The 19,047-nt window shown below is 42.1% G+C and carries 18 protein-coding genes; 6 read left to right on the top strand and 12 right to left on the bottom strand.

Annotated elements, in window-relative coordinates:
• Nucleotides 1-46 precede the first annotated feature (46 nt).
• From ACLOAU_RS17035 to ACLOAU_RS17020, 4 genes are all read right to left on the bottom strand, one after another.
• Nucleotides 47-1,048, bottom strand: a complete 1,002-nt coding sequence (locus ACLOAU_RS17035) for a 4-hydroxyproline epimerase (protein ID WP_427863108.1) — start codon at nt 1,046-1,048, stop codon at nt 47-49.
• Between the two features lie 56 nt (nt 1,049-1,104).
• Nucleotides 1,105-2,589: an aldehyde dehydrogenase (NADP(+)) gene (locus ACLOAU_RS17030; RefSeq protein ID WP_427863107.1), complete on the bottom strand. Its 1,485-nt coding sequence runs from the start codon at nt 2,587-2,589 to the stop codon at nt 1,105-1,107.
• A gap of 67 nt (nt 2,590-2,656) precedes the next feature.
• The gene (locus ACLOAU_RS17025) at nt 2,657-3,601 is read right to left on the bottom strand and encodes a dihydrodipicolinate synthase family protein (protein ID WP_427863106.1); all 945 of its coding nucleotides are present in this window, start codon (nt 3,599-3,601) and stop codon (nt 2,657-2,659) included.
• 109 nt (nt 3,602-3,710) lie between these two features.
• Nucleotides 3,711-4,592, bottom strand: coding sequence for an AraC family transcriptional regulator (locus ACLOAU_RS17020; RefSeq protein WP_427863105.1), 882 nt, complete (start codon nt 4,590-4,592; stop codon nt 3,711-3,713).
• Nucleotides 4,593-4,781: 189 nt separating this feature from the next.
• On the opposite strand from ACLOAU_RS17020, the gene ACLOAU_RS17015 reads away from it, so the two are divergent.
• The 4 genes from ACLOAU_RS17015 to ACLOAU_RS17000 all read left to right on the top strand — a co-directional run bounded on the left by ACLOAU_RS17015 (nt 4,782) and on the right by ACLOAU_RS17000 (nt 8,871).
• On the top strand, nt 4,782-6,671 hold the full coding sequence (locus tag ACLOAU_RS17015) for a sensor histidine kinase (RefSeq protein ID WP_427863104.1): 1,890 nt from the start codon (nt 4,782-4,784) through the stop codon (nt 6,669-6,671).
• Between the two features lie 9 nt (nt 6,672-6,680).
• Entirely contained in the window at nt 6,681-7,418 is a 738-nt protein-coding gene (locus tag ACLOAU_RS17010; RefSeq protein ID WP_427863103.1) for a LytR/AlgR family response regulator transcription factor, read from the top strand.
• Nucleotides 7,419-7,535: 117 nt separating this feature from the next.
• Entirely contained in the window at nt 7,536-7,799 is a 264-nt protein-coding gene (locus ACLOAU_RS17005; RefSeq protein WP_427863102.1) for a hypothetical protein, read from the top strand.
• 64 nt (nt 7,800-7,863) lie between these two features.
• Nucleotides 7,864-8,871, top strand: a complete 1,008-nt coding sequence (locus ACLOAU_RS17000) for a hypothetical protein (protein ID WP_427863101.1) — start codon at nt 7,864-7,866, stop codon at nt 8,869-8,871.
• A 249-nt stretch (nt 8,872-9,120) separates the two neighbouring features.
• On the opposite strand, the gene ACLOAU_RS16995 is transcribed toward ACLOAU_RS17000, so the two are convergent.
• Nucleotides 9,121-9,465: a single-stranded DNA-binding protein gene (locus ACLOAU_RS16995; protein ID WP_427863100.1), complete on the bottom strand. Its 345-nt coding sequence runs from the start codon at nt 9,463-9,465 to the stop codon at nt 9,121-9,123.
• A gap of 329 nt (nt 9,466-9,794) precedes the next feature.
• On the opposite strand from ACLOAU_RS16995, the gene ACLOAU_RS16990 reads away from it, so the two are divergent.
• Nucleotides 9,795-10,169, top strand: coding sequence for a hypothetical protein (locus ACLOAU_RS16990; protein WP_427863099.1), 375 nt, complete (start codon nt 9,795-9,797; stop codon nt 10,167-10,169).
• A gap of 230 nt (nt 10,170-10,399) precedes the next feature.
• Nucleotides 10,400-11,059, top strand: coding sequence for a VOC family protein (locus tag ACLOAU_RS16985; RefSeq protein WP_427863098.1), 660 nt, complete (start codon nt 10,400-10,402; stop codon nt 11,057-11,059).
• Nucleotides 11,060-11,075: 16 nt separating this feature from the next.
• Here the strand turns inward: ACLOAU_RS16985 and ACLOAU_RS16980 are convergent, their stop codons facing one another.
• The 7 genes from ACLOAU_RS16980 to ACLOAU_RS16950 form a co-directional block, all read right to left on the bottom strand.
• Nucleotides 11,076-11,975, bottom strand: a complete 900-nt coding sequence (locus ACLOAU_RS16980) for a glycerophosphodiester phosphodiesterase family protein (RefSeq protein WP_427863097.1) — start codon at nt 11,973-11,975, stop codon at nt 11,076-11,078.
• A 1-nt stretch (nt 11,976) separates the two neighbouring features.
• Nucleotides 11,977-12,591: a histidine phosphatase family protein gene (locus tag ACLOAU_RS16975; protein WP_427863096.1), complete on the bottom strand. Its 615-nt coding sequence runs from the start codon at nt 12,589-12,591 to the stop codon at nt 11,977-11,979.
• Nucleotides 12,584-14,032 carry an FGGY-family carbohydrate kinase gene (locus ACLOAU_RS16970; RefSeq protein ID WP_427863095.1) on the bottom strand — a complete coding sequence of 483 codons (1,449 nt, stop codon included), beginning with the start codon at nt 14,030-14,032 and terminating at the stop codon, nt 12,584-12,586. The genes ACLOAU_RS16975 and ACLOAU_RS16970 overlap by 8 nt, the downstream gene beginning before the upstream one ends.
• Nucleotides 14,029-15,492, bottom strand: coding sequence for an FGGY-family carbohydrate kinase (locus ACLOAU_RS16965; RefSeq protein ID WP_427863094.1), 1,464 nt, complete (start codon nt 15,490-15,492; stop codon nt 14,029-14,031). Before ACLOAU_RS16965 ends, ACLOAU_RS16970 begins: the two co-directional genes overlap by 4 nt.
• Before the next feature lie 11 nt (nt 15,493-15,503).
• Nucleotides 15,504-16,508: an NAD(P)-dependent oxidoreductase gene (locus ACLOAU_RS16960; protein ID WP_427863093.1), complete on the bottom strand. Its 1,005-nt coding sequence runs from the start codon at nt 16,506-16,508 to the stop codon at nt 15,504-15,506.
• 53 nt (nt 16,509-16,561) lie between these two features.
• Complete coding sequence (locus ACLOAU_RS16955; RefSeq protein ID WP_427863092.1) at nt 16,562-17,818, bottom strand: MFS transporter; 1,257 nt, start codon at nt 17,816-17,818, stop codon at nt 16,562-16,564.
• Between the two features lie 67 nt (nt 17,819-17,885).
• Nucleotides 17,886-18,995, bottom strand: a complete 1,110-nt coding sequence (locus ACLOAU_RS16950; protein ID WP_427863091.1) for a metallophosphoesterase — start codon at nt 18,993-18,995, stop codon at nt 17,886-17,888.
• Nucleotides 18,996-19,047 lie beyond the last annotated feature (52 nt).

Below are 19,047 nucleotides of genomic sequence, written 5' to 3'. Positions count from 1 at the left end.
TAACAGTTTTACACCTTATAACTCATTACCCATCACTGCTTGTGTCTCAGATCACCTGGAATCCATGCGCATAGGGATCATCTTCTTTATCAATCCAGATTGTATTATAGCCGTACAGCCTGGCCCATCCTTCAACGGAAGGTCTTATAGCCGCCTTGCCGGCAACAGTAGTCTCCTCTTCAATCCTGCCAATAAACTTACTGCCAATAATGCTTTCGTGTACAAATTCATCTCCCTTTTTCAATTTGCCTTTTGCATACCACTGTGCCATACGCGCCGAAGTGCCTGTTCCGCAAGGACTCCGGTCTATAGCTTTATCACCATAAAATACCGCATTACGTGCCGTAGAAGTTTTATCTATCGGATCGCCGGTCCATAAGATATGAGAACAGCCATTGATGGTTGGATCATCGGGATGTATAAACTTGTATTGATCATTGATATTTTTGCGCAGTTCCCTGGCCCAGGCAATCAATTTACCGGCACTGTAATGATCGATTCCTTTATAGTTTTTTTGAGCATCCACGATCGCATAAAAATTACCGCCATAAGCAACGTCTACTGTCAGCTCGCCTAATTCAGGGCAATCGACAACTAACTCCGTTGAGTGCAAAAAGGCTGGCACATTGGTCAGCTTCACCGTTTTCACCTTTCCATCGATCTCTTTGTACTCGATCATTACCAGGCCGGCCGGAGCTTCCATCCTTACTATACCGGGAGTCTTAGGTTGGATCAATCCTTCTTCGATAGCTATTGTAATAGTACCAATGGTACCATGACCACACATGGGCAAACAGCCACTGGTTTCGATAAACAATACGGCTACATCGTTGGCGGGATCGTGGGGTGGGTATAAAATACTACCGCTCATCATATCGTGACCACGCGGCTCAAACATCAGACCGGTTCTGATCCAATCATAATCACGCAAAAAATGTTGTCTTTTTTCGCTCATATTATGACCTTCCAGCTCAGGACCACCTTTCTTTACCAGCCGCACCGGATTGCCACAGGTATGGGCATCTACACAATCAAAAATATGCTTCATCACTTAATTGAAATATTAGTTTAGCAGGAATGCTTTTCTTATCACTTTACATTCCCTTAATTAAGGGGCTCTTTGGTAAGCGTATCATTTATCGTTCGCCAAATATTTAAAGGATTCTCATTTTTTAGTTCGTCAGGCAACAATTCGTTCGTCCAGTTTTGAAAAGCCACGGGCCTTGCAAAACGTTTGATGCCATCTGCTCCTACCGAAGAAAATCTGGAATCTGTAGTCGCCGGGAATGGCCCGCCATGCTGCATACTTAAACAAACTTCTACGCCAGTCGGAACACCATTCAAAATAAAACGGCCGCAAAGATTTTGAACTGTATCAACCAGCTCCGGATTGTTGATAATATCTTCATCGGTAGCCATCAATGTAGCTGTTAACTGCCCCTCGATATGCCTGGCCACTTCCTGCATTTGCTGCAAATCTCTACACCGGATAATTAATGAGTACGGTCCGAATACTTCCTGGTGCAATACCGGGTTACTGATAAAAGTTTCAGCACTTACAGATGCGATAGTAGGCGAACCCTGATTGTCTGCAGCTTCAATTTTGGAAACAGATATAGTATCAACACCGGTTTGAGCCAAGGCCTGTTCTCTTTTTTGAATGTAGTTCTTACTGATACCTTCGTGCAACATGGTTGCCGGAGCAATGGCTTCTATTTCAGCAGCCAATGTGGTAGTGAAATGGTTAAGCGCATCTCCTTCCACTCCTATCAACAAACCAGGATTGGTACAAAACTGACCTACACCTAATGTGACAGAGCCGGCATACTGTTTGGCAATTTCTAATGCGGAAATTTCCATTTTTCCCGGCAGCAGAAATACAGGATTAATGCTGCTCATTTCTGCAAATACAGGAATAGGCTCTTTTCTTGCATTAGCCCAATCGAACAGCTGTTTTCCGCCAGAGAAGGAGCCCGTAAAACCAACCGCTTTTGTAAAAGGGTGCTCTATAAGGGCCTGTCCAACTTCAAAACTTTTTCCATGCACATGCGTAAAAACCCCGGCAGGCAAGCCACTTTTTTCTACAGCTTTTGTTATCGCTTTAGCCACCAACTCGCTTGTTTCGGCGTGTGCCGGATGCGCTTTCACAATTACCGGGCAACCCGCAGCAAATGCAGTTGCTGTATCACCACCCGCTGTTGAATATGCGAACGGGAAATTAGAAGCACCAAAAACTACTACAGGTCCCAATGGCACCAACATTTTCCGGATATCTGGTTTGGGAGGATTTTTGTCCGGCACAGCCGTATCAATCCTTGCTTCCAGCCATTCTCCTTTTTCACAGGCTGCCGCATAAGAGTTTAACTGAAAAATGGTTCGGGCCCGTTCACCTTTTAAACGGGCTTCAGGTAAGTTGGTTTCTTTTCCGGCAACAATGATCAACTCATCACCCAGTGCTTCAATTTCCTTAGCTATTGCACGCATAAAATCAGCTCTTTCCCTGATTGAACGTTTTCTATAAACATGAAAAGCGCTCCATGCGCTTTCCATAACCTGGTTAATTTCTTCTTTATTTATATCCTGAAACATTCGTATAATTTATAATATCGTAAAATTGGCTAAACCAATTCATCTGTTTATCGCAATATTAGTACCATTAAAATGATGCTGACTCGAGAGCCGTTTCTTTCTCGTTAATGATATGCGTAACATCAGGACGATTCGAGATGCCCTCGTTAATGACATGCAGGATTCTTTCTCTCTCTTCCCCTATTAACGTTAAGCGGGGAGCGCGCACGTATTCACTACCGATGCCTGTTTGTTGCTCGGCTAATTTAATGTATTGTACCAGTTTTACATGAATATCCAATTCCAGCAAAGGAAGGAACCATCTATAAATTTCTATGGCTTCTGCAAGACGGCCGGCTTTGATCAATTTATATAAGGCTACGGTTTCTGCGGGAAATGCGCAAACCAATCCTGCCACTAATCCATCTGCACCAGCTACTAACTCCTCTAACGTTAAGGTGTCAACACCACAAAGAACAGCATAACGGTCGCCAAATTTGGTCTTCATGCGCGTTATATTTGATACATCCCTCGTACTTTCTTTCACCGCAGTAATATTAGCACATACGGTCAATTCCTCAAACGCATCAAGGGTAACGAAGGTCTTATAATCAACCGGGTTATTATAAATCATAATAGGCAGATCAGTGCTGTCTGCCACCGTTTTAAAATAGGTAACCAACTCTCTGTGATCGGGAACATAACGCATCGGCGGCAGCATCATCAAACCGTCTACACCCCATTGTTTTCCCAATGCAGCCTGTTCTAAAGCCAGTTTGGTACTACCTTCTGCGATGTTTAAAATCACAGGAACGCGGCCCTGTATTTTTTCTATGGCGAATTTGATCAGTCGCTCCTTTTCGTCGGTTGTTAAAACACTGGCTTCGCCTAAAGTGCCACCTAAAATAACACCCTCAATCCCCGCGGCTAGCTGCGCGTCCAGATTTTTTTCAAACAATGCAAAATCTAACTCATCATTTTCTGTAAACTTGGTAGTTAAGGCAGGCATCACCCCTTTCCATTGAAATGTCATAGCGTTTAAATTTGTTTCAACAAAAATAGAATGGTGTCATTGCAGCCGCTAAACAGAATTTATCCTTTTTAAACCATATTTTATCAGAAACTGAAAATTGAATAGTCATCTAATTACCGGAGGCAGCCCGGTATTCTTTCAGGTATTCAAGAGGTGATTTTCCCGTTACAGTTTTAAAAACACGATTGAAATTAGTGATGCTGTTAAACCCAGATGTATAGGCAACAGTTGAAACGCTTTCAAAATCCGGAGCGGTTAATTTCTTACAGGCTTCATTAATTCTTACCTCATTCAAGAATCCAACAAAAGTATGTCCCGTTTGCTTTTTAAAGTAACGGCAAAAAGCCTGCGGTGTCATATACGAAACAGCCGCCACATTTTCTAGTGGGATATCGCTGTGGTAATGCTGCATAATATAATCATAAACCTGTCCTATCCGAATGCCCTCGGTATCGCTCACTTTGTCAGGAACCCGGGTTGAAAGAGGCTCCAACTCTTTATTAATGGCGTTCAGGTATTGAAGCAATTCAAAAAAGTAAATGAGCCGGTCTGCGTTGCGGGCACTGTTAAGGGCCAGCATTTTGTCAGCAACATGATCTTTATGTGCATCAGGAATTTTGAAACCATTATTATGCCGATCCAGGAAATTTTTCAGCACTTTCATTTCGGGGGCACTGAAAAGAAACTTCAATTTTTCAGTGGGGTCAAAAAAAATAGTAAGAGAACGGATATGTTTGGCAGGATCTGCTGTAAAATATTCTGGCCCGCTTTTAAAAAGATGTGGCTGGTTCGCACCTATAAAAAAGATATCACCCGGATTAAAAGAATATACATTGGTCCCGGCCACAAAGCTGCCAACACCCTCAATTATCCAGGTCAGTTGAATTTCAAGATGCCGATGCAGGTAAGGATAAAAATAAGGGAGTTGCTCTTCCTGGCTGATTACAGATTTATCATGGGAAACGGGTATTGTAAACTGTAATACATTCATGCAGTGAATATACGAAGCTTATATAATAAAATAATAAGACCTGATGTTTCGACGAAATATCAGTTATAAACTATACTGTTGCGAATATTTATTAGCAACTGGCGAATATAAACCAGTTGATCAGCCAGTATATTATATTTTTATATTTGAGAATTTACAATTTTCAAATTGAACTTATCTGATTACAAAATGTTGAATACAAAACGGATATCCCTGCTTCTTGTTTTACTGACGGCAATTATATCCTGCAGGTATAACAGCAGGCACGAAAGACGGCTTTCAGTTTCAAATGAAAGGCGATACATCGACGTCGCCCTAAGTGTAGATACTCTGAATACATCCCAGCGGCGGGCATTAGTAGATTCAGTTCTTAAAGATAGGAGAATAGCGGATGTAGAAAATGATTTATACTTCAACTACTTCAACGGATATAGCTATTCCCTGAAAAACAAACCTGATAGTGCTATTTTATACTACGACAAGATGGGCGTTTCATTAAAATCAGGTGAGTGGGCTATACTTAAACAATACCAGGAACTAAGCATTCTCATCAATCAACAAGGTATCGTAGGCTCGGATTTAGTCATCAGAATACTGAATGTTATAAAACAGGCCGAATTCTCTAATAGTTTATTCACTTACAGGCTGTATGATTTACTTGCGAAAGCTTATTACAATAATCATAACACTGAAAAAGCAAAAGAATATACGGATCTCTATTACAAACACCATCCCTTTAAATGGCACCCGGTCATAGCGCAGCGCTATCACGATATTTCTTTCATGCTGGCCGAATCCAGAAAAGATACTTTAGCCATGCGTCAATCGCTGGATAGCAGTCGCAGCCTGGCAATCCATATTAAAGACAGCGTTGCATTAATGCGCACCTATGATTACGAGTCTCAATTATATGCCCTCAAGGGGCAAACAAAAGAGGCGCTTAGCAAGAGCCGGATGTTTTTTGGATATTTCTCGCGCCATAATTTGCTTTCAACTTATTGGTTCAATAACCTGGCTACCAGTTTTAACAGAGATGGTCAAATCGACTCTGCTATTTACTATTATAATAAGGGCATTCAATGGTCGGCTCAATTTGACCCCAATGTTAGTTTACTTCCATTTTATAACGGACTTAGAGAAACGTATAAGGTCAAAGGAGACTATAAAAACGCCATGATAGCTTCTGATTCGGCATTACAGATATATATCAGGAATACTGCAAGGATACAAAATGAAAAAATTGAAGCAATAAACGCCCAATACCAAACCGAAAAGAAAGACCAGCTCATTGCGGCGTTGAACACGACTAATTCCCTGAACCGGAAGATTATTTTTCAGCAAAGATGGATATTTATCTCTATAGCCATATTGCTTGCCATTATGGGGCTGTTTCTCTATAATAATTCTAAAAGAAAAATTTTAAAGGAAAAAAATGATAAGCTGCAAATTGAAAATAAAAGGCTGATCCTGGAACAAAAAACCAGCCAGATGCAGCTCAATCCCCATTTTATTTATAATGCCATTGCCAACTTACAGGGATTGATCAGCAGTGATAATAAGGTAAAAGCAAATAACTACCTGGTATCTTTTTCAAAGTTAATGCGTAATTTTTTAGAACTAAACCGTAATGAATATATTACACTGTCAGAAGAAATCGGGTCTTTAAAAAACTATATACATCTGCAGCAAATGCGGTTTGAAGATAAATTTGCATATGATATAAATACCGGAGATTTGGATGTAGAAGAGATTATGATTCCCCCGTTGTTATTACAACCATTTGTTGAAAATAGTATCGAACATGGCTTTAAGAATATCAGTCATTACGGGAAGCTTAGTATTCATTTCGATACCAACGCTGACCAATTGTTTATAAAAATAATTGACAATGGAGCCGGTTTACAACCCAAACAAACGCATTTGATCACACCCAAAAAATCTCTGTCAAAAGTGATTGTACAGGAACGACTGGATGTGCTGTTTAACCAAACGGAAAAAAAAGCATGGTTTGATACAAGTACCAGGGAGGATCTTTCCGGGTGGATCGCTCAAATAACTATCCCTTTAATTATCAATTAAACCTGATCTATGAAAGTATATATAATGGAAGATGAAATAAATATCTTAAAATACATCCTTTCTTTACTAGATAAAATACCTTATCTACAGGTGGTAGGCTACGCTGCCGATGTCGGCAAAGCCCAAATTGAAATTTCCAGATATCAGCCGGAGTTGATTCTGGCGGATATTCAGCTAAAAGACGGTAATAGTTTTTCTCTGCTAAGTACACTGGAGACAAATGCTTATGTTATTTTCATAACGGCCTATAATCAATATGCTATTGATGCTTTGAACATAGGCGCGTTTGCATACCTGTTAAAACCAATAGACCCTTCTGCCCTTGAGGAGACAATTGACCGATGTTACCGGAAAGATCAGGCATATAAATTTAATCAACAGCAGGCGGAGATTGCGGCCACTCGTTACAAGGGTGCCACCCAAACAGATCGGGTTGCGTTGAAAAGCCTTGACTTTACACAGATCGTACCTATAAATGATATTATTTATTGTCAAAGTGATAAAGGGTATACTACTTTTTTTTTAAACGATGGCAGTAAAGTAATGGTAAGTAAAATATTAAAAGAGTACGAAAGTATTTTACCCGAAACCATTTTTATCCGTTGTCATCAGTCCTATCTTGCCAATACTGTGTATATCAGGAAATACTTTAAGGACGGGTACCTTGAAATGACCAATGGAGATCAAATACCGGTATCTGACCGGAAACGCCAGGTTATTATAGATTATATTGAAAGTATGGGTTAGCGTTGCCGGGTGAATATTTTTTTGGGGATAGCAAATATTAACCAGCCAGCTGCGAATATCAATTGGCCGTTAACTACGTTTTTCATCTATCTACTTTTGAGGAAATTCTTAAACGGTATGAAAAAAATAGTCTTACCAATAGCTGCTTTCATGATTTCGTTAACCTCATGCGAGAGCGGCAACAGTAAAACTGATAAAAATACTGATTCTGTTCCCGTCACTAAAACATCCAATACTGCTCCATTGATCCCAAATGAATCAGCAAACAAAGCGGATAGTAATATACCCAAGCTTTCGTCACCAGAAGTGCAGCAATTAGCTGATGATAATACAACTTATATGAAAGAAACTGTAGCCGCGGCTAAGGCTGGCACTCAATAATGCTCACGAACCGGTTATTTGAAAAAAAATTAATCATTAAAGAAACAGCTAAACCCAATCATATATGTACATAAAAAAAGCAATAATTATAATAAGTACCGCGGGCCTGTTATCGTTTGACATGGCAGCACAGGTTAAAAAAACTGCCTCAAAATCTGCTGCTAAACCGGCGGCATCGGCATCTAAATCCACCAGCGGTAACGGCGGTGTTAATGCCGGTAATTACGGCAAGGTGGTGTCTTACCTCAATTCAACTATAGACTGTATGAATGAGCAAAGCACGGCAATTGCTGACAGGAGGAACCCAATAAACCAGATGTACGATTTTTATGTGAAAGATGACTATAGGGATGGCTTAGGTAAGAAGCTGGATTACTATGTTCCCGGCCGGCTATCTTTCAATTATGCTGATGAAAAAGCAGGACAAACATGCCTGGATGTAAAGCCGCCTGCATTTATGTCTGCCGACGATATCCGGTTTTATGCTACGAATTACCAGGCTCTAAAGGATGCTTTCATCGTTTTGACCAAACACTGGAATGATGTAGCGTCTGCCGTAGAAAAAAATGGAGTGTCCAACTACAGCAAAGAAGCGGGTAAAAAGAAAGCTGAAACGATAGAGGCAGATATGGAGAAATATTATGAAATAAGAAAGGCTATCGGAACCCGCACTAAAACCATTCAAAAGGCAATTTTCCCATTTTCTGTTGATAAATCACCCGATAAAAAGCAATATATCAATATGCATGATGACTTAATTGCGATAGAAGATTTCTCCTATAATATCAGCAGCTTTGAAGAGATTGAAAAAAACAAGGAAACCATTGCAAGAGAATTAGGAGTTATTGAAGATGCCGTTATTAAACACGGTACGGAAATGCCGCCCGCTAACGGCAGTATAGGAAGTTTCAATTATAAATCTTTTTACTCCAACGTAAATGATTATATCAAACACACTAAGGAAATTTTAAATGGTACCATTCGAGAAAAAGACCAGGCAAAAATGCTGGAACGCAATAATTATTTTTATAAAAGTATCATACGATCATATAATAGTATTATGAGTCGTTAAGTATATACTTAAACTTAAGAACTAACATATAGAAATTACCCTTCTCCTTTGGGATATCTGTTAAACCGGGTATCCCTTTTTAATGAGGAATAAATTTACTTTGATGCTCCTGCGAAAAAATACAGCCCGGCAAAATACCGGGGCTGTATTGGTGGTTTTCATAGGTTAGCTCATTTTACCAACGTTTTTACCAGCTAAACATATCCGTTGCAATTCAAAACCTTAATAGTCGGATCTGATACTCCCTAACTAGTCTGCAGCCTTGCTTCCAAGCATTAATAGTTCGTTGGCATGTACTTCCGTAATGTATTTTTTTACTCCTGCCTTATCTGTATAATTTCGACTGATCAGTTTTCCTTCAATAGCTACTTCTTTTCCTTTCGTCAGATATTTATTGGCAATTTCGGCTACCTGGCCCCACGCTACTACATTGTGCCATTGGGTTTCTTTTACACGTTCACCTTTACTGTTTTTATAGGTTTCGCTGGTGGCAACGCTAAAACGAACCATTTTTTTACCGCTCTCCATAGTTTTAACTTCAGGGGCTGCTCCTAAATTTCCAATTAACTGAACTTTGTTTTTTAATGCGTACATAACTTTAAGTTTTGTATCCGCTAAAAACGGACGGTTATAAAATTTTTTATTTCAATCTCTCAGTGGCGCCGCTGATTGACAACACAAAGATGCGATCACTTAAAGCCCTTAGTCGTATTTTAAACGTTTACTTACGACAATAAATGCTTACAAACGTTTAAAACGGCTATCAAATTTCAATCACCTGAAAATCAATCGTTATTTTTTTTTAGTACATAATCATTTTCGTAATTTTCAAATAGATTTTCAGGGATCAGCATTCAATTATATAATAGTTTGAATCGGATTCCGTCAATAACCTAAGAATTTCTTTCAAAAAATGGCTGATTATGGAAATACAACCTAAGAACTGTCTAGCTTGCGGTAAACCTGTGAAGGGACGCAGTGACAAAAAATTTTGCGATGACTACTGCCGGAATTCATTTAATAACCATGCGCATGGCGTTAACAGTGGAATCATCCGAAATATAAACAACGATTTAAAAAAGAACAGAAAGATTTTGGCATCGCTCCTCCCCAAGGAACAGGAAACGATTAAAACCCTCAGATCAAATCTTATTGACCTGGGTTTTAAATTCAGGTGGATGACTCATCAGTATACTACTTCAAAAGGGCATGTTTACTACTTTTGCTATGATTATGGCTATCTTACTATAGAGAATGATCTGTTGCTCGTAGTTAGAGGCAAAGAACATATATTATAGTGTCTTTTGTTCACGTGTCATTGTGAATAGCCATTAGCCATACCTGCCTTTAATAGTTCGTTACAGTTTTAGGGTATTTGCCGTGGAAATAATTTCCCGTTTATCAGCGGTATGTCTCTGCTGTTCCATTGTCCTTACTTTTTCGATAGCCGTAGCGGTACCCGGCAGGAATTTTGAATCCGATATGGTAGTATCATGAATAAAGGACAATACTATATTGGAACTTCAGGATGGAAATGCAACACTGGAAAAGAACTTTTTACCCGGAAGGTTTGAAGGATAAAGATGAGCTTAATTACTATGCTCAACATTTTAACACCGTCGAAATCAATAGCTCCTATTATCATTTACCTGCTGCTACATTTGAAGGCTGGAATTTAAAATCTCCTGCATCTTTCACCTTCGTTGTAAAAATAAGACGGAACACTACCCATTTGAAAAAACTTGAAATCGAACAAGACAGTATTGATCTTTTTCTATTAAGAGTAGCCCATCTGAAAAATAAAGAAGGCCGCTATACGGAAGGAATGAACCCTGATAAAACCGGCTCAATCACGTTTGCAGATTTCAAACTGGAAGATACCTGGCTGGCGGCGGTGGATAGTGCTCACCAGCATGATTTTGAATTCAATGAATCCGTTTCATTGATGATAAACTGTGAAGATCAGGCAGAGATCGACTATTACTGGAGCCAATTATCTGCCATTCCGGAGTCGGAACAATGTGGCTGGTTGAAAGACAAATTCGGTCTTAGCTGGCAGGTAACCTCGGCTGAAATGGAGGCCCTGATGAAAGCAGGCAGCTCTGAGCAGGTAGACCGCATTACCAGGGCATTTTTGAAAATGAAAAAAATAGATATTGCCGCTATAAAAGTGGCGGCGGCCGGTTGAACCAGCGCAACCTGCTCTATTTCTTTTTCAAAGGAATTTTAATAGCCTGCGCTACTTCAACCGGCAAATCCGACTCCAGTATATCTGCTCCCGATCTGAATATATCGCGATAAGCTTCGGCCCTTTCCTCAATCGTAATCAATTTATCGTAAACCGGTGCTGCAGATATCATACATTTTACCTTTCGTTGATGTAGAAGATCCAACATGATTTTGTTCTCAGGTTTATTCTCTGAGCCAATATAAGCAATCATATTTTTCCAGGGAATACCAGCCGCTTCATATTCTTGTAGTGCTTTTTCTGTTTTAACGAAAGCTGACATCATGCGGTTCGGATCTCTATTAAAGTAAAATCTTGCCTGTTCTGCATTATGTACTGTCACCATTACAAAGGATCCGGCTTTATGCTCTTTAATGATTCTATCGGTTATTTCCGGCGGTACATCTTTTCTATCCAGGTTCAAAATAGTCTTACCCCTGCCCCACTCTATTACCTGTGCTAAAGTTGGAACACGGTAAGGAGTTAATTTACCGAAACGGTCTTTTAGTTGCAGCTGCTGTACTTCAGCCCAGGTATAATCAGATAGTTTACCGGTGCCATTGGTAGTTCTGTCCAATGTAGCATCGTGCATTAAAACAACCACACTATCCTTTGTCATGCGCGGGTCAATTTCGAAGAAGGCCGGTGTATGCCGGAGCACATACTCAAAAGCTTCGATGGAATTCTCCGGATAACCTGCCATATCACAGCCCCGGTGCCCGCTGATAACCGGTGCATTGTTTTGACTATGTTTAAAAAAGGCCTGCAGCTGCTGCGGACTTTTCATATTCAATTGATGCAATTGCTGTTGCGAAAAGCCGTATACGGTCATGAGCTGTAAACCTGCCAATAGTATTATACTTTTAAAACGGAGCATTTTATTTCAGTTTTGTATTTAAGTATTCCAAGGTAAAAAGGCCATTGCTATCCAGGGTAAAAAAAGTAATAGCAGAATTATGTTGTACAATCTGGCGGTAATTGCGCAGGGGCATACCTAGTTTATAGGCCATATACAGGCGGTTGACTCCGTTATGGGCTGCAACCAATATAGTTTGACCCGCATGGCGTTGGTATAATTCCTTAAAAAAATCGTCCACCCTGGTTACTATTTGCCTTGCTGTTTCACCGATTACCCCAGCCCTTACGTCAGTGGGGTCGGCGTCCCAGTTTTGCCAGGATAAGGGATTTTCTGCTACAAACTCCTCCCTGGTTTTATATTCCCATTGTCCGAAATCCACTTCAATTAACCGTTCATCAGCAACGGGCTCTAAACCCGACGCAATTTGAGCCGTTGTCCTCGCCCGTTGTAAAGGAGAGGTATAAACACCATCCAGCCGAATACCTTCAAGCTGCTGGCGTACTGCATTAGCCTGGGCCAGGCCTTTTTCCGTAAGTGGAATATCTGTTCTGCCACAATAACGGTTATTATCCGCATTCCATACGGTTTGTCCATGTCTCAACAAATACACTTTAAGTAAAGCGCTTTCACTCATTGATATATTTTTTTTCTTTTAAAAGTTCAATAAAAGCCTCATAACGGGTATCATAAGCAGTTACCAGCGAGGGTTCTGGCAACATTATTTTTTCTGGGTGAACCATCTGCGCCGCTGCCTCTCTGATATCTGAATACCATGTTTTTGAAGCGGCGATTATCGCCGCACCCGCAGCACCGGTAACATTTTTCATTTTTCGCACCGGGGTGTTCAATACATTGCTCCGTATTTTCAGCCAGGTTTCGCTATTACTTGCGCCGCCGGCCGAAAAAACCTGGGTAACAGGTTCACCCGACAGTTTCCTGATCCTGTCAAAAGCGTAACGTTCTATATAGGCCACACCTTCCATGTAAGCGGTAAACAATACTTCGTCGGAAAGACCTTCGGGCGCAAACCCTACCGCATATGGAGCAATAAATGGAAAACGCTCTCCTTTCTGCATGAGCGGCCAAGCCAGTTGCTGACCGGGAACTAAAGCAGCTGCTGCTTCAGACAAAGCAGCCAGATCAGCTCCGCCAAACCTGCTGCTCACCCAATCTGCGCCTGTATTGCTGGCACCACCGGGCATCCAGAAACCCTCCGGATGCCGGTGGCAATAAATAACGCCGCCGGGGTCCTGTATTTCTTCCTGGGTAACACCTTTTACAACTAATGTAGTGCCAATGGTGGTATTCCAGTCGCCCGGCTTTACAGCGCCCGAGGCGATTTGCGAAGCACAGCCATCAGTAATACCAGCAGTAATGACAACAGATTCGGGTAACCCAAAATCTTTTGCCCACTCTTTTTTTAAAGTGCCAATCGGGGTGCCAGAAGGAACCACATCCTGCAGCCACACCCTGCGAATACCTGATGAAGCCGTGATATAATCCGGCCAGCGATAATTATGCAGGTCATAGCCCGACTTCAAAACATTGGTATAATCGGTCACTCCAAAATTACCACTAAGCGTACCCGTAATGAAATCAGATGCATGAACAAAACGTTTTAGCCTTACAATTTTATCTGGATGATTACGTAAAAACCAAAGCATTTTAGGCAAACCGCTTGATGTATTAAAAGCAATATAGCCCTCTGCGCCTGCATTTATCGCTGCTTCCTTACAGGCTAAAGCTTCTTCCACCGACCGGCCATCGCTATACATAATAGCGGGATATAGTGGCTGATCGTCTTGCCCCATGGGAATAATGGTGCCCGATGTGGATGTAACGCCTATCGATTTAATCAGGGAAAGGTCAATTATAGCTGACAGCTCTTTACAAACCTGTTGAAGAGAACGATAACAGGAGTTCCACCACAAACGGGCATCCTGCTCCTGCCTTGACATTGCAGACAGCGCGAACACTTCGCCATGAGCAGCTAGCTGAGCGCCGCGGGCGTCAAAAACCGCCACTCTTGCTCCCTGTGTGCCCACATCAATTCCTATAAAGTATGCGTCGGTCATTTTCCTGCAGCTGTCAATGTTTTAAAATAGTCGCGCGTTTGCTTCCACTGATCTCTGTACTGAACGAGAGCATCATACCGGTGCTCCTGTGGTATCACAGACTCAATTTCGATATTCATATCTCCAATGTCAACCCCTAAAGCCTGATTACAGATCAAGGCCCCGCCGATGGCAGAAGCCTGCTCAAAACCTCTGCGAACCTGTACTTTTTTCCCCAATATATTGGCAATAAGCTGTCTCAACGTTTTGCTCTGTAGTCCACCCCCACATGCCCATACATAATCTTTGTCATGTCCTGACACTTCCTTCAATACCTCGTAATTGCCTGCAATAGAAAAAGCAATATCCATCAAAGTAGCCCATACAAAAGAGCTCCGGGAAAGCTCATGTGATACCGGAACAGGGAAAACAAACCCGCCGGTTAGTACGGGTGTGTGCTCCGAAGCTACCAATGATCCTAAAGAAGCTACACAATGCCTGTGCGCGTTAGATGCCAATTCGTTTTCAATTACGTCATAATCTTCGTTGGGATAAAATACCTCTTTCAAACGCTGATAGTTTAACCCGGTTACGCCTGCGTTAGCTTCAAAAACGAAACGCCCGGGTTCTATATCACGGCTGGTCCAGGTTCGCTCCTGCTGGTCAACGATATAATGGTCGGTTATTTTTACAATAGGTGTGGTTGTACCCGATACAATTACGATATCATCCACCAATGGCTGTGTACTCTTTATAGCCAGTTGCGTATCGCCCCCCCCGGTTATTATTACTGCATCCTTATTTAAACGCCATGTATTGGCTATATCAGGAAGTATAGTACCCAGCTTTTCAGCTGAGTTGGTTGTTGCGGGACAATAAGACGCTCCTATATCAAATATACCAGCCAGTTCTTTACTCCAGGTGCCGGCAGCGACGTCATATAATAAGGTTTCTGAGGCCTGTGAATGCTCGTAAGCCGCAATGCCAGACAATTGGTAGGCGGCCCAATCGCTGATACTTAGAAAATACCGGCACTGTTGCCAGATATCCTGCCGTCTTTGACGGATACCTTCCAGCTTGTAGGCCGAAAATAATGAGGTAGGAAAACGACCTGATAATTGGTATACCCGGCTTTTATCAGTCACCTGGTCTTCCCATTCCCTGCCGCGGTGATCAATATTGGGAAGACCTGTTAAAGCCTGGCCGTCTGAATTCATCAGTACAATTCCTTCCCGCTGGCTGGTAGTGGTCAGGGCTTTGATGTTTACTTCGCCTGCCTGTTGTAGAGCGTCAGTACCCAATTGGACAATCTGTTGCCATAGCTGCTCAGGTTCAAAATAAATGGATTCTGGGTACAGTTCATCTCTTTTATACAAAATGTCGCCTCTGCCAACGCCCAGCACATTCCCCGCAGGCGTTACAACAGCAACCCTTACATTTCCCGTACCAATATCTATAATGATGTATGCATCTTTCTTCATGTACAATTGATTTAGATAACAGAAGCTAATACCTCTTTATTATAAATTTTATCAGCGGTTTGATTACCGTGTATATACCAATCGATCAGTACTTTGTTCATAATGCGTACATGATGATCCTCTACCTCAAAAGTGGCGCCTGCAATATGCGGTGTTGCCATCACATTAGGCAGGTCGATTATTTTATAATCCAGTTCATCCGGCGGCTCATTATCGAATACATCTAAAATAGCGCCTTTTATGCTGCCGGAAGCCAATACTTCATACAGATCATTGCGGTTCACCACAGAAGCCCGGGCAGTATTTACAAATAAAGCATCCCGATGCATTAGTTGTAGCAAGGAGTGATTAATTAATTGTTGTGTTTCGCAGGTTACCGGCAGATGAACGGATACAATGTCGCTGGTACGGAACAGATCTTCCAGGCTTGTCTTTTTATAATCTGGAAAAGCAGACTCGTTTACATAAGGATCATAATACTGAATGGCACAGGGATAGTTTACAATCATGCCGGCAATCAGCTGTCCTATGGCGCCAAAACCAACCAGGCCAATTGTTTTACCTGCCAACTCTGCTCCTTTAAACTGCAGGTAAGAAGTGTGGGCCCCGGCCTCCCATTTCCGTTCTTTTAACCACTGCATACCTGGCAATACCTGCCGCATAAAGCAGATGGTATTGGCGATAAATAATTCAGCTACGGCCTGTGCATTACGGGCCGGTGTATAGAAAACAGGAATCTTTAGCTCTGTGGCTACAGTTAATGCAACATTGGAAGGGGTGCCACGGCAAACACCAATAAATTGGAGATGCCTGTTGCTTCTTAATACTTTTTCAGTTACGTGGTCGTGTTCGGTAATCAGAGCTTCTGCGCCGTTTTCCTTAAGCAGCTCAGTTAACTCATCTTCATTAAATGCCCGGTCATTTTCTTTCCAGGGCTTGTAAATCACTTCCCTAAAGTTCGACTTTAATTCCAACAAACCTTGTTCATGATAAGGTGCGGTTACTAGTATTCTCATTTTGTATTCTTTTATATTTAAACCGATGATAACTGTCCATTATCATGCATCATTCATATTGTTTCTATCGCTTTCACCCCGGTCCCGAAAACAGCAGCCCGTGGTTTTATAAAACAGGTGAGTATAGCGCTGATAAAGTACAGCGCCGCCAGGATCCATATTACTCCCTCGTTACCCAGGGGCGCTATCAATAAACCCACTATAGCAGGACCTGCAAAAACAGCCAGCCCGGCACCCAGGTTTAAAATAGCCATGGCCGCTCCTTTATCTTTGCTTACTAAAGACGGCGTCAGGGCCGAAAGTGGAACATAACCCGCAAGGCAGGCACCCCATAAAATTCCGGCCAGCATTACGAGCCAGTAGGTACCAGGACTATACTGTGGTATATAGTAAAGTAATAAAGTAGTGATACCGCAGCCCACGCCACCGAACCAGATGATGGTTTGACGCCAGCCAAAGCGATCGCCCACAAATCCAAATATCAGGTTGAACGCTATGTTACTGGTAAAGATGGTGCCCCAGATATACAACCACTCTGTAGTATCAAAACCATGTGCCGCCATGTAGGTGGGCAGAAAAACCGGGAAGGCAAACTGTGCCGTGGTGTTGATTACCCTTACGATACCCGCCAGCAGCACTTTAGGTTCTTCTTTAACAATAGTTAAGCCCTTCCCAAGCTCAGCCAATTTGCTATTGGTAGTTTTACCTGAGGGAAAGGGTGCTTTATTCCAGACAAGGGCAAACAGCGCTCCCAGTAATACCCAGAATACGGCACTCCAAAGCGCATTGATATGCCCCAGTTCCCGGATAGCCCAACTGGAATAAAAAGCACCCAACACATTCAACCCACCGGTAAATACAAACCAAAACCATCCTACCGCCCGTCCCAGCATTTTTTGAGGTGTTACATAAGATATCCATACCAGGAAGGAGTAGGCAAATAAGGGATAACCGAATCCACGTAAACCGTATGTAACCAGCATTGTTGGGAAGTTCAGCGATTCCATACCCATGCCAATAAACCCTACCGTACCCAGCAGGTAAATAATCAACCCGATCAACATTGTTTTTTTAGGCGTCAGGGTTTCTGCCAGCACGCCCGAAAACCAGGATGCTATAGCGATAGTGACACCATAAGCGGTGAACAGGGAAGCTGTTTGCTGTATGCTCATTCCTTTTTCAATAAGATAAGGACTTAGCCAGCCCTGCTCCATTCCATCCCCCATCATAAAAAGCATAATGCCCAGGTAGCCCGACAGCAGGGGTCGTGGTATACCCAATTGACTCATAATTGTTGTTTCTTTTTTCATTGTGGCTTAATCGTTATACCTGTGGCAACAGGTTGTTATAGGTATCGTTGTTCAACTTTATACATTCCTAATCGAACTTCATTTGGTATTCATTGCGGGCATCTTTTTTCCATGCCAGGTGCCTGGTGGAAGGAGAAGCACCGAAAAAGGGAGAAAAGGTTTTTACTTTAACGGTTTTCCCATCGGGTAAAAATTCAAGTATGCGTAGCCAGCCATCGCCGCCATTTCCATCGCGATGCCCCCCGCCCATTGACTGGGCATCAAATAACATCTGGTGCACTGTCTTACCGGATGTGTTTTTATCAGTACGGTACCCTTCTCCGGATATATGACCGCATAACACCAATTCAATATTAGATGCAGGCTGAACCAGCTTTTGCCAGATCTGTACACCATTATTGGCAAAGGGCATTTTTATATGTGGCGCTTTCTGTATCATATTATCGATATTATAGGGTTCCCAGAATAACCATTTGATCTCGCCCGATGTATGCTGATCTTTTTGAGACAAGTAATTATGTGTGGCCAAAACGATGCGATGATTTTTGTACTGTTGCAAAGCGGCCACTTTTTTAGCCCAGGTAAGCACGGAGTCACGGGGACCATACTCCACGGTCATAAACAAATAGTCCTTTCCGTTCAGATTCTTCAACTCGTAGGCCGAATTCTCCAGGGTAGGCTGCCCATCTTCGTTACGACTGTTTTGCACTAGAAATTTCTGGTTTAAGAAATTCTTTTCGGGATGAAAGAATTCGTGATAACGCGAACTGCGGCTACCCTGCCGGTCAATGCTGTAATCATGGTTACCTGTAGCTGCTATATAGGGCACTTTACCATCAAGCTTACCAAATGCACGCGCAGCCGACTCCCACTGCTGCTGCGTGGTTTGATTGCCATCATAATCAGTAGTGATCTTTTCATTGTTTTCCACCAGGTCACCCACCCCTATCACCATCTTAATATTAAGGCTGTCAATATTATCTTCGACCCATGCCATCATCAGATCGAGAATGGGTTGGTTCCGGCTCCATTTTACATAGTTCTGGATATCCGGTACCATGATCACTGACCATGATCCTTTTTGCTCTAAAACCGGTTTTCGGTATGCATCCTGTGCGGAAACCAGCTGGGCAACCAGTACCAGGAGCAAAGTCCAAACTATTCCTAATTGTTTCATATTACTTTTTTACTATTTGAGCGATACTATTCAATTGTGAGCGATCTATTAT

Source organism: Paraniabella aurantiaca (assembly GCF_050309965.1).
Taxonomy (GTDB): domain Bacteria; phylum Bacteroidota; class Bacteroidia; order Chitinophagales; family Chitinophagaceae; genus Niabella.
The sequence above is the reverse complement of the archived record's forward strand: the minus strand, read 5'-3'. Positions and strand labels throughout refer to the sequence as shown.

What these genes read in the sequence shown, in the direction of transcription:
- ACLOAU_RS16970 (WP_427863095.1), bottom strand. Translation starts at nt 14,032, where the DNA reads ATGACCGACGCATACTTTATAGGAATTGATGTGGGCACACAGGGAGCA.
- ACLOAU_RS17015 (WP_427863104.1), top strand. Translation starts at nt 4,782, where the DNA reads ATGTTGAATACAAAACGGATATCCCTGCTTCTTGTTTTACTGACGGCA.
- ACLOAU_RS16975 (WP_427863096.1), bottom strand. Translation starts at nt 12,591, where the DNA reads ATGAGTGAAAGCGCTTTACTTAAAGTGTATTTGTTGAGACATGGACAA.
- ACLOAU_RS16995 (WP_427863100.1), bottom strand. Translation starts at nt 9,465, where the DNA reads ATGTACGCATTAAAAAACAAAGTTCAGTTAATTGGAAATTTAGGAGCA.
- ACLOAU_RS16950 (WP_427863091.1), bottom strand. Translation starts at nt 18,995, where the DNA reads ATGAAACAATTAGGAATAGTTTGGACTTTGCTCCTGGTACTGGTTGCC.
- ACLOAU_RS16990 (WP_427863099.1), top strand. Translation starts at nt 9,795, where the DNA reads ATGGAAATACAACCTAAGAACTGTCTAGCTTGCGGTAAACCTGTGAAG.
- ACLOAU_RS17020 (WP_427863105.1), bottom strand. Translation starts at nt 4,592, where the DNA reads ATGAATGTATTACAGTTTACAATACCCGTTTCCCATGATAAATCTGTA.
- ACLOAU_RS16965 (WP_427863094.1), bottom strand. Translation starts at nt 15,492, where the DNA reads ATGAAGAAAGATGCATACATCATTATAGATATTGGTACGGGAAATGTA.
- ACLOAU_RS17025 (WP_427863106.1), bottom strand. Translation starts at nt 3,601, where the DNA reads ATGACATTTCAATGGAAAGGGGTGATGCCTGCCTTAACTACCAAGTTT.
- ACLOAU_RS17005 (WP_427863102.1), top strand. Translation starts at nt 7,536, where the DNA reads ATGAAAAAAATAGTCTTACCAATAGCTGCTTTCATGATTTCGTTAACC.
- ACLOAU_RS17030 (WP_427863107.1), bottom strand. Translation starts at nt 2,589, where the DNA reads ATGTTTCAGGATATAAATAAAGAAGAAATTAACCAGGTTATGGAAAGC.
- ACLOAU_RS17010 (WP_427863103.1), top strand. Translation starts at nt 6,681, where the DNA reads ATGAAAGTATATATAATGGAAGATGAAATAAATATCTTAAAATACATC.
- ACLOAU_RS16985 (WP_427863098.1), top strand. Translation starts at nt 10,400, where the DNA reads ATGGAAATGCAACACTGGAAAAGAACTTTTTACCCGGAAGGTTTGAAG.
- ACLOAU_RS16955 (WP_427863092.1), bottom strand. Translation starts at nt 17,818, where the DNA reads ATGAAAAAAGAAACAACAATTATGAGTCAATTGGGTATACCACGACCC.
- ACLOAU_RS16980 (WP_427863097.1), bottom strand. Translation starts at nt 11,975, where the DNA reads ATGCTCCGTTTTAAAAGTATAATACTATTGGCAGGTTTACAGCTCATG.
- ACLOAU_RS17000 (WP_427863101.1), top strand. Translation starts at nt 7,864, where the DNA reads ATGTACATAAAAAAAGCAATAATTATAATAAGTACCGCGGGCCTGTTA.
- ACLOAU_RS16960 (WP_427863093.1), bottom strand. Translation starts at nt 16,508, where the DNA reads ATGAGAATACTAGTAACCGCACCTTATCATGAACAAGGTTTGTTGGAA.
- ACLOAU_RS17035 (WP_427863108.1), bottom strand. Translation starts at nt 1,048, where the DNA reads ATGAAGCATATTTTTGATTGTGTAGATGCCCATACCTGTGGCAATCCG.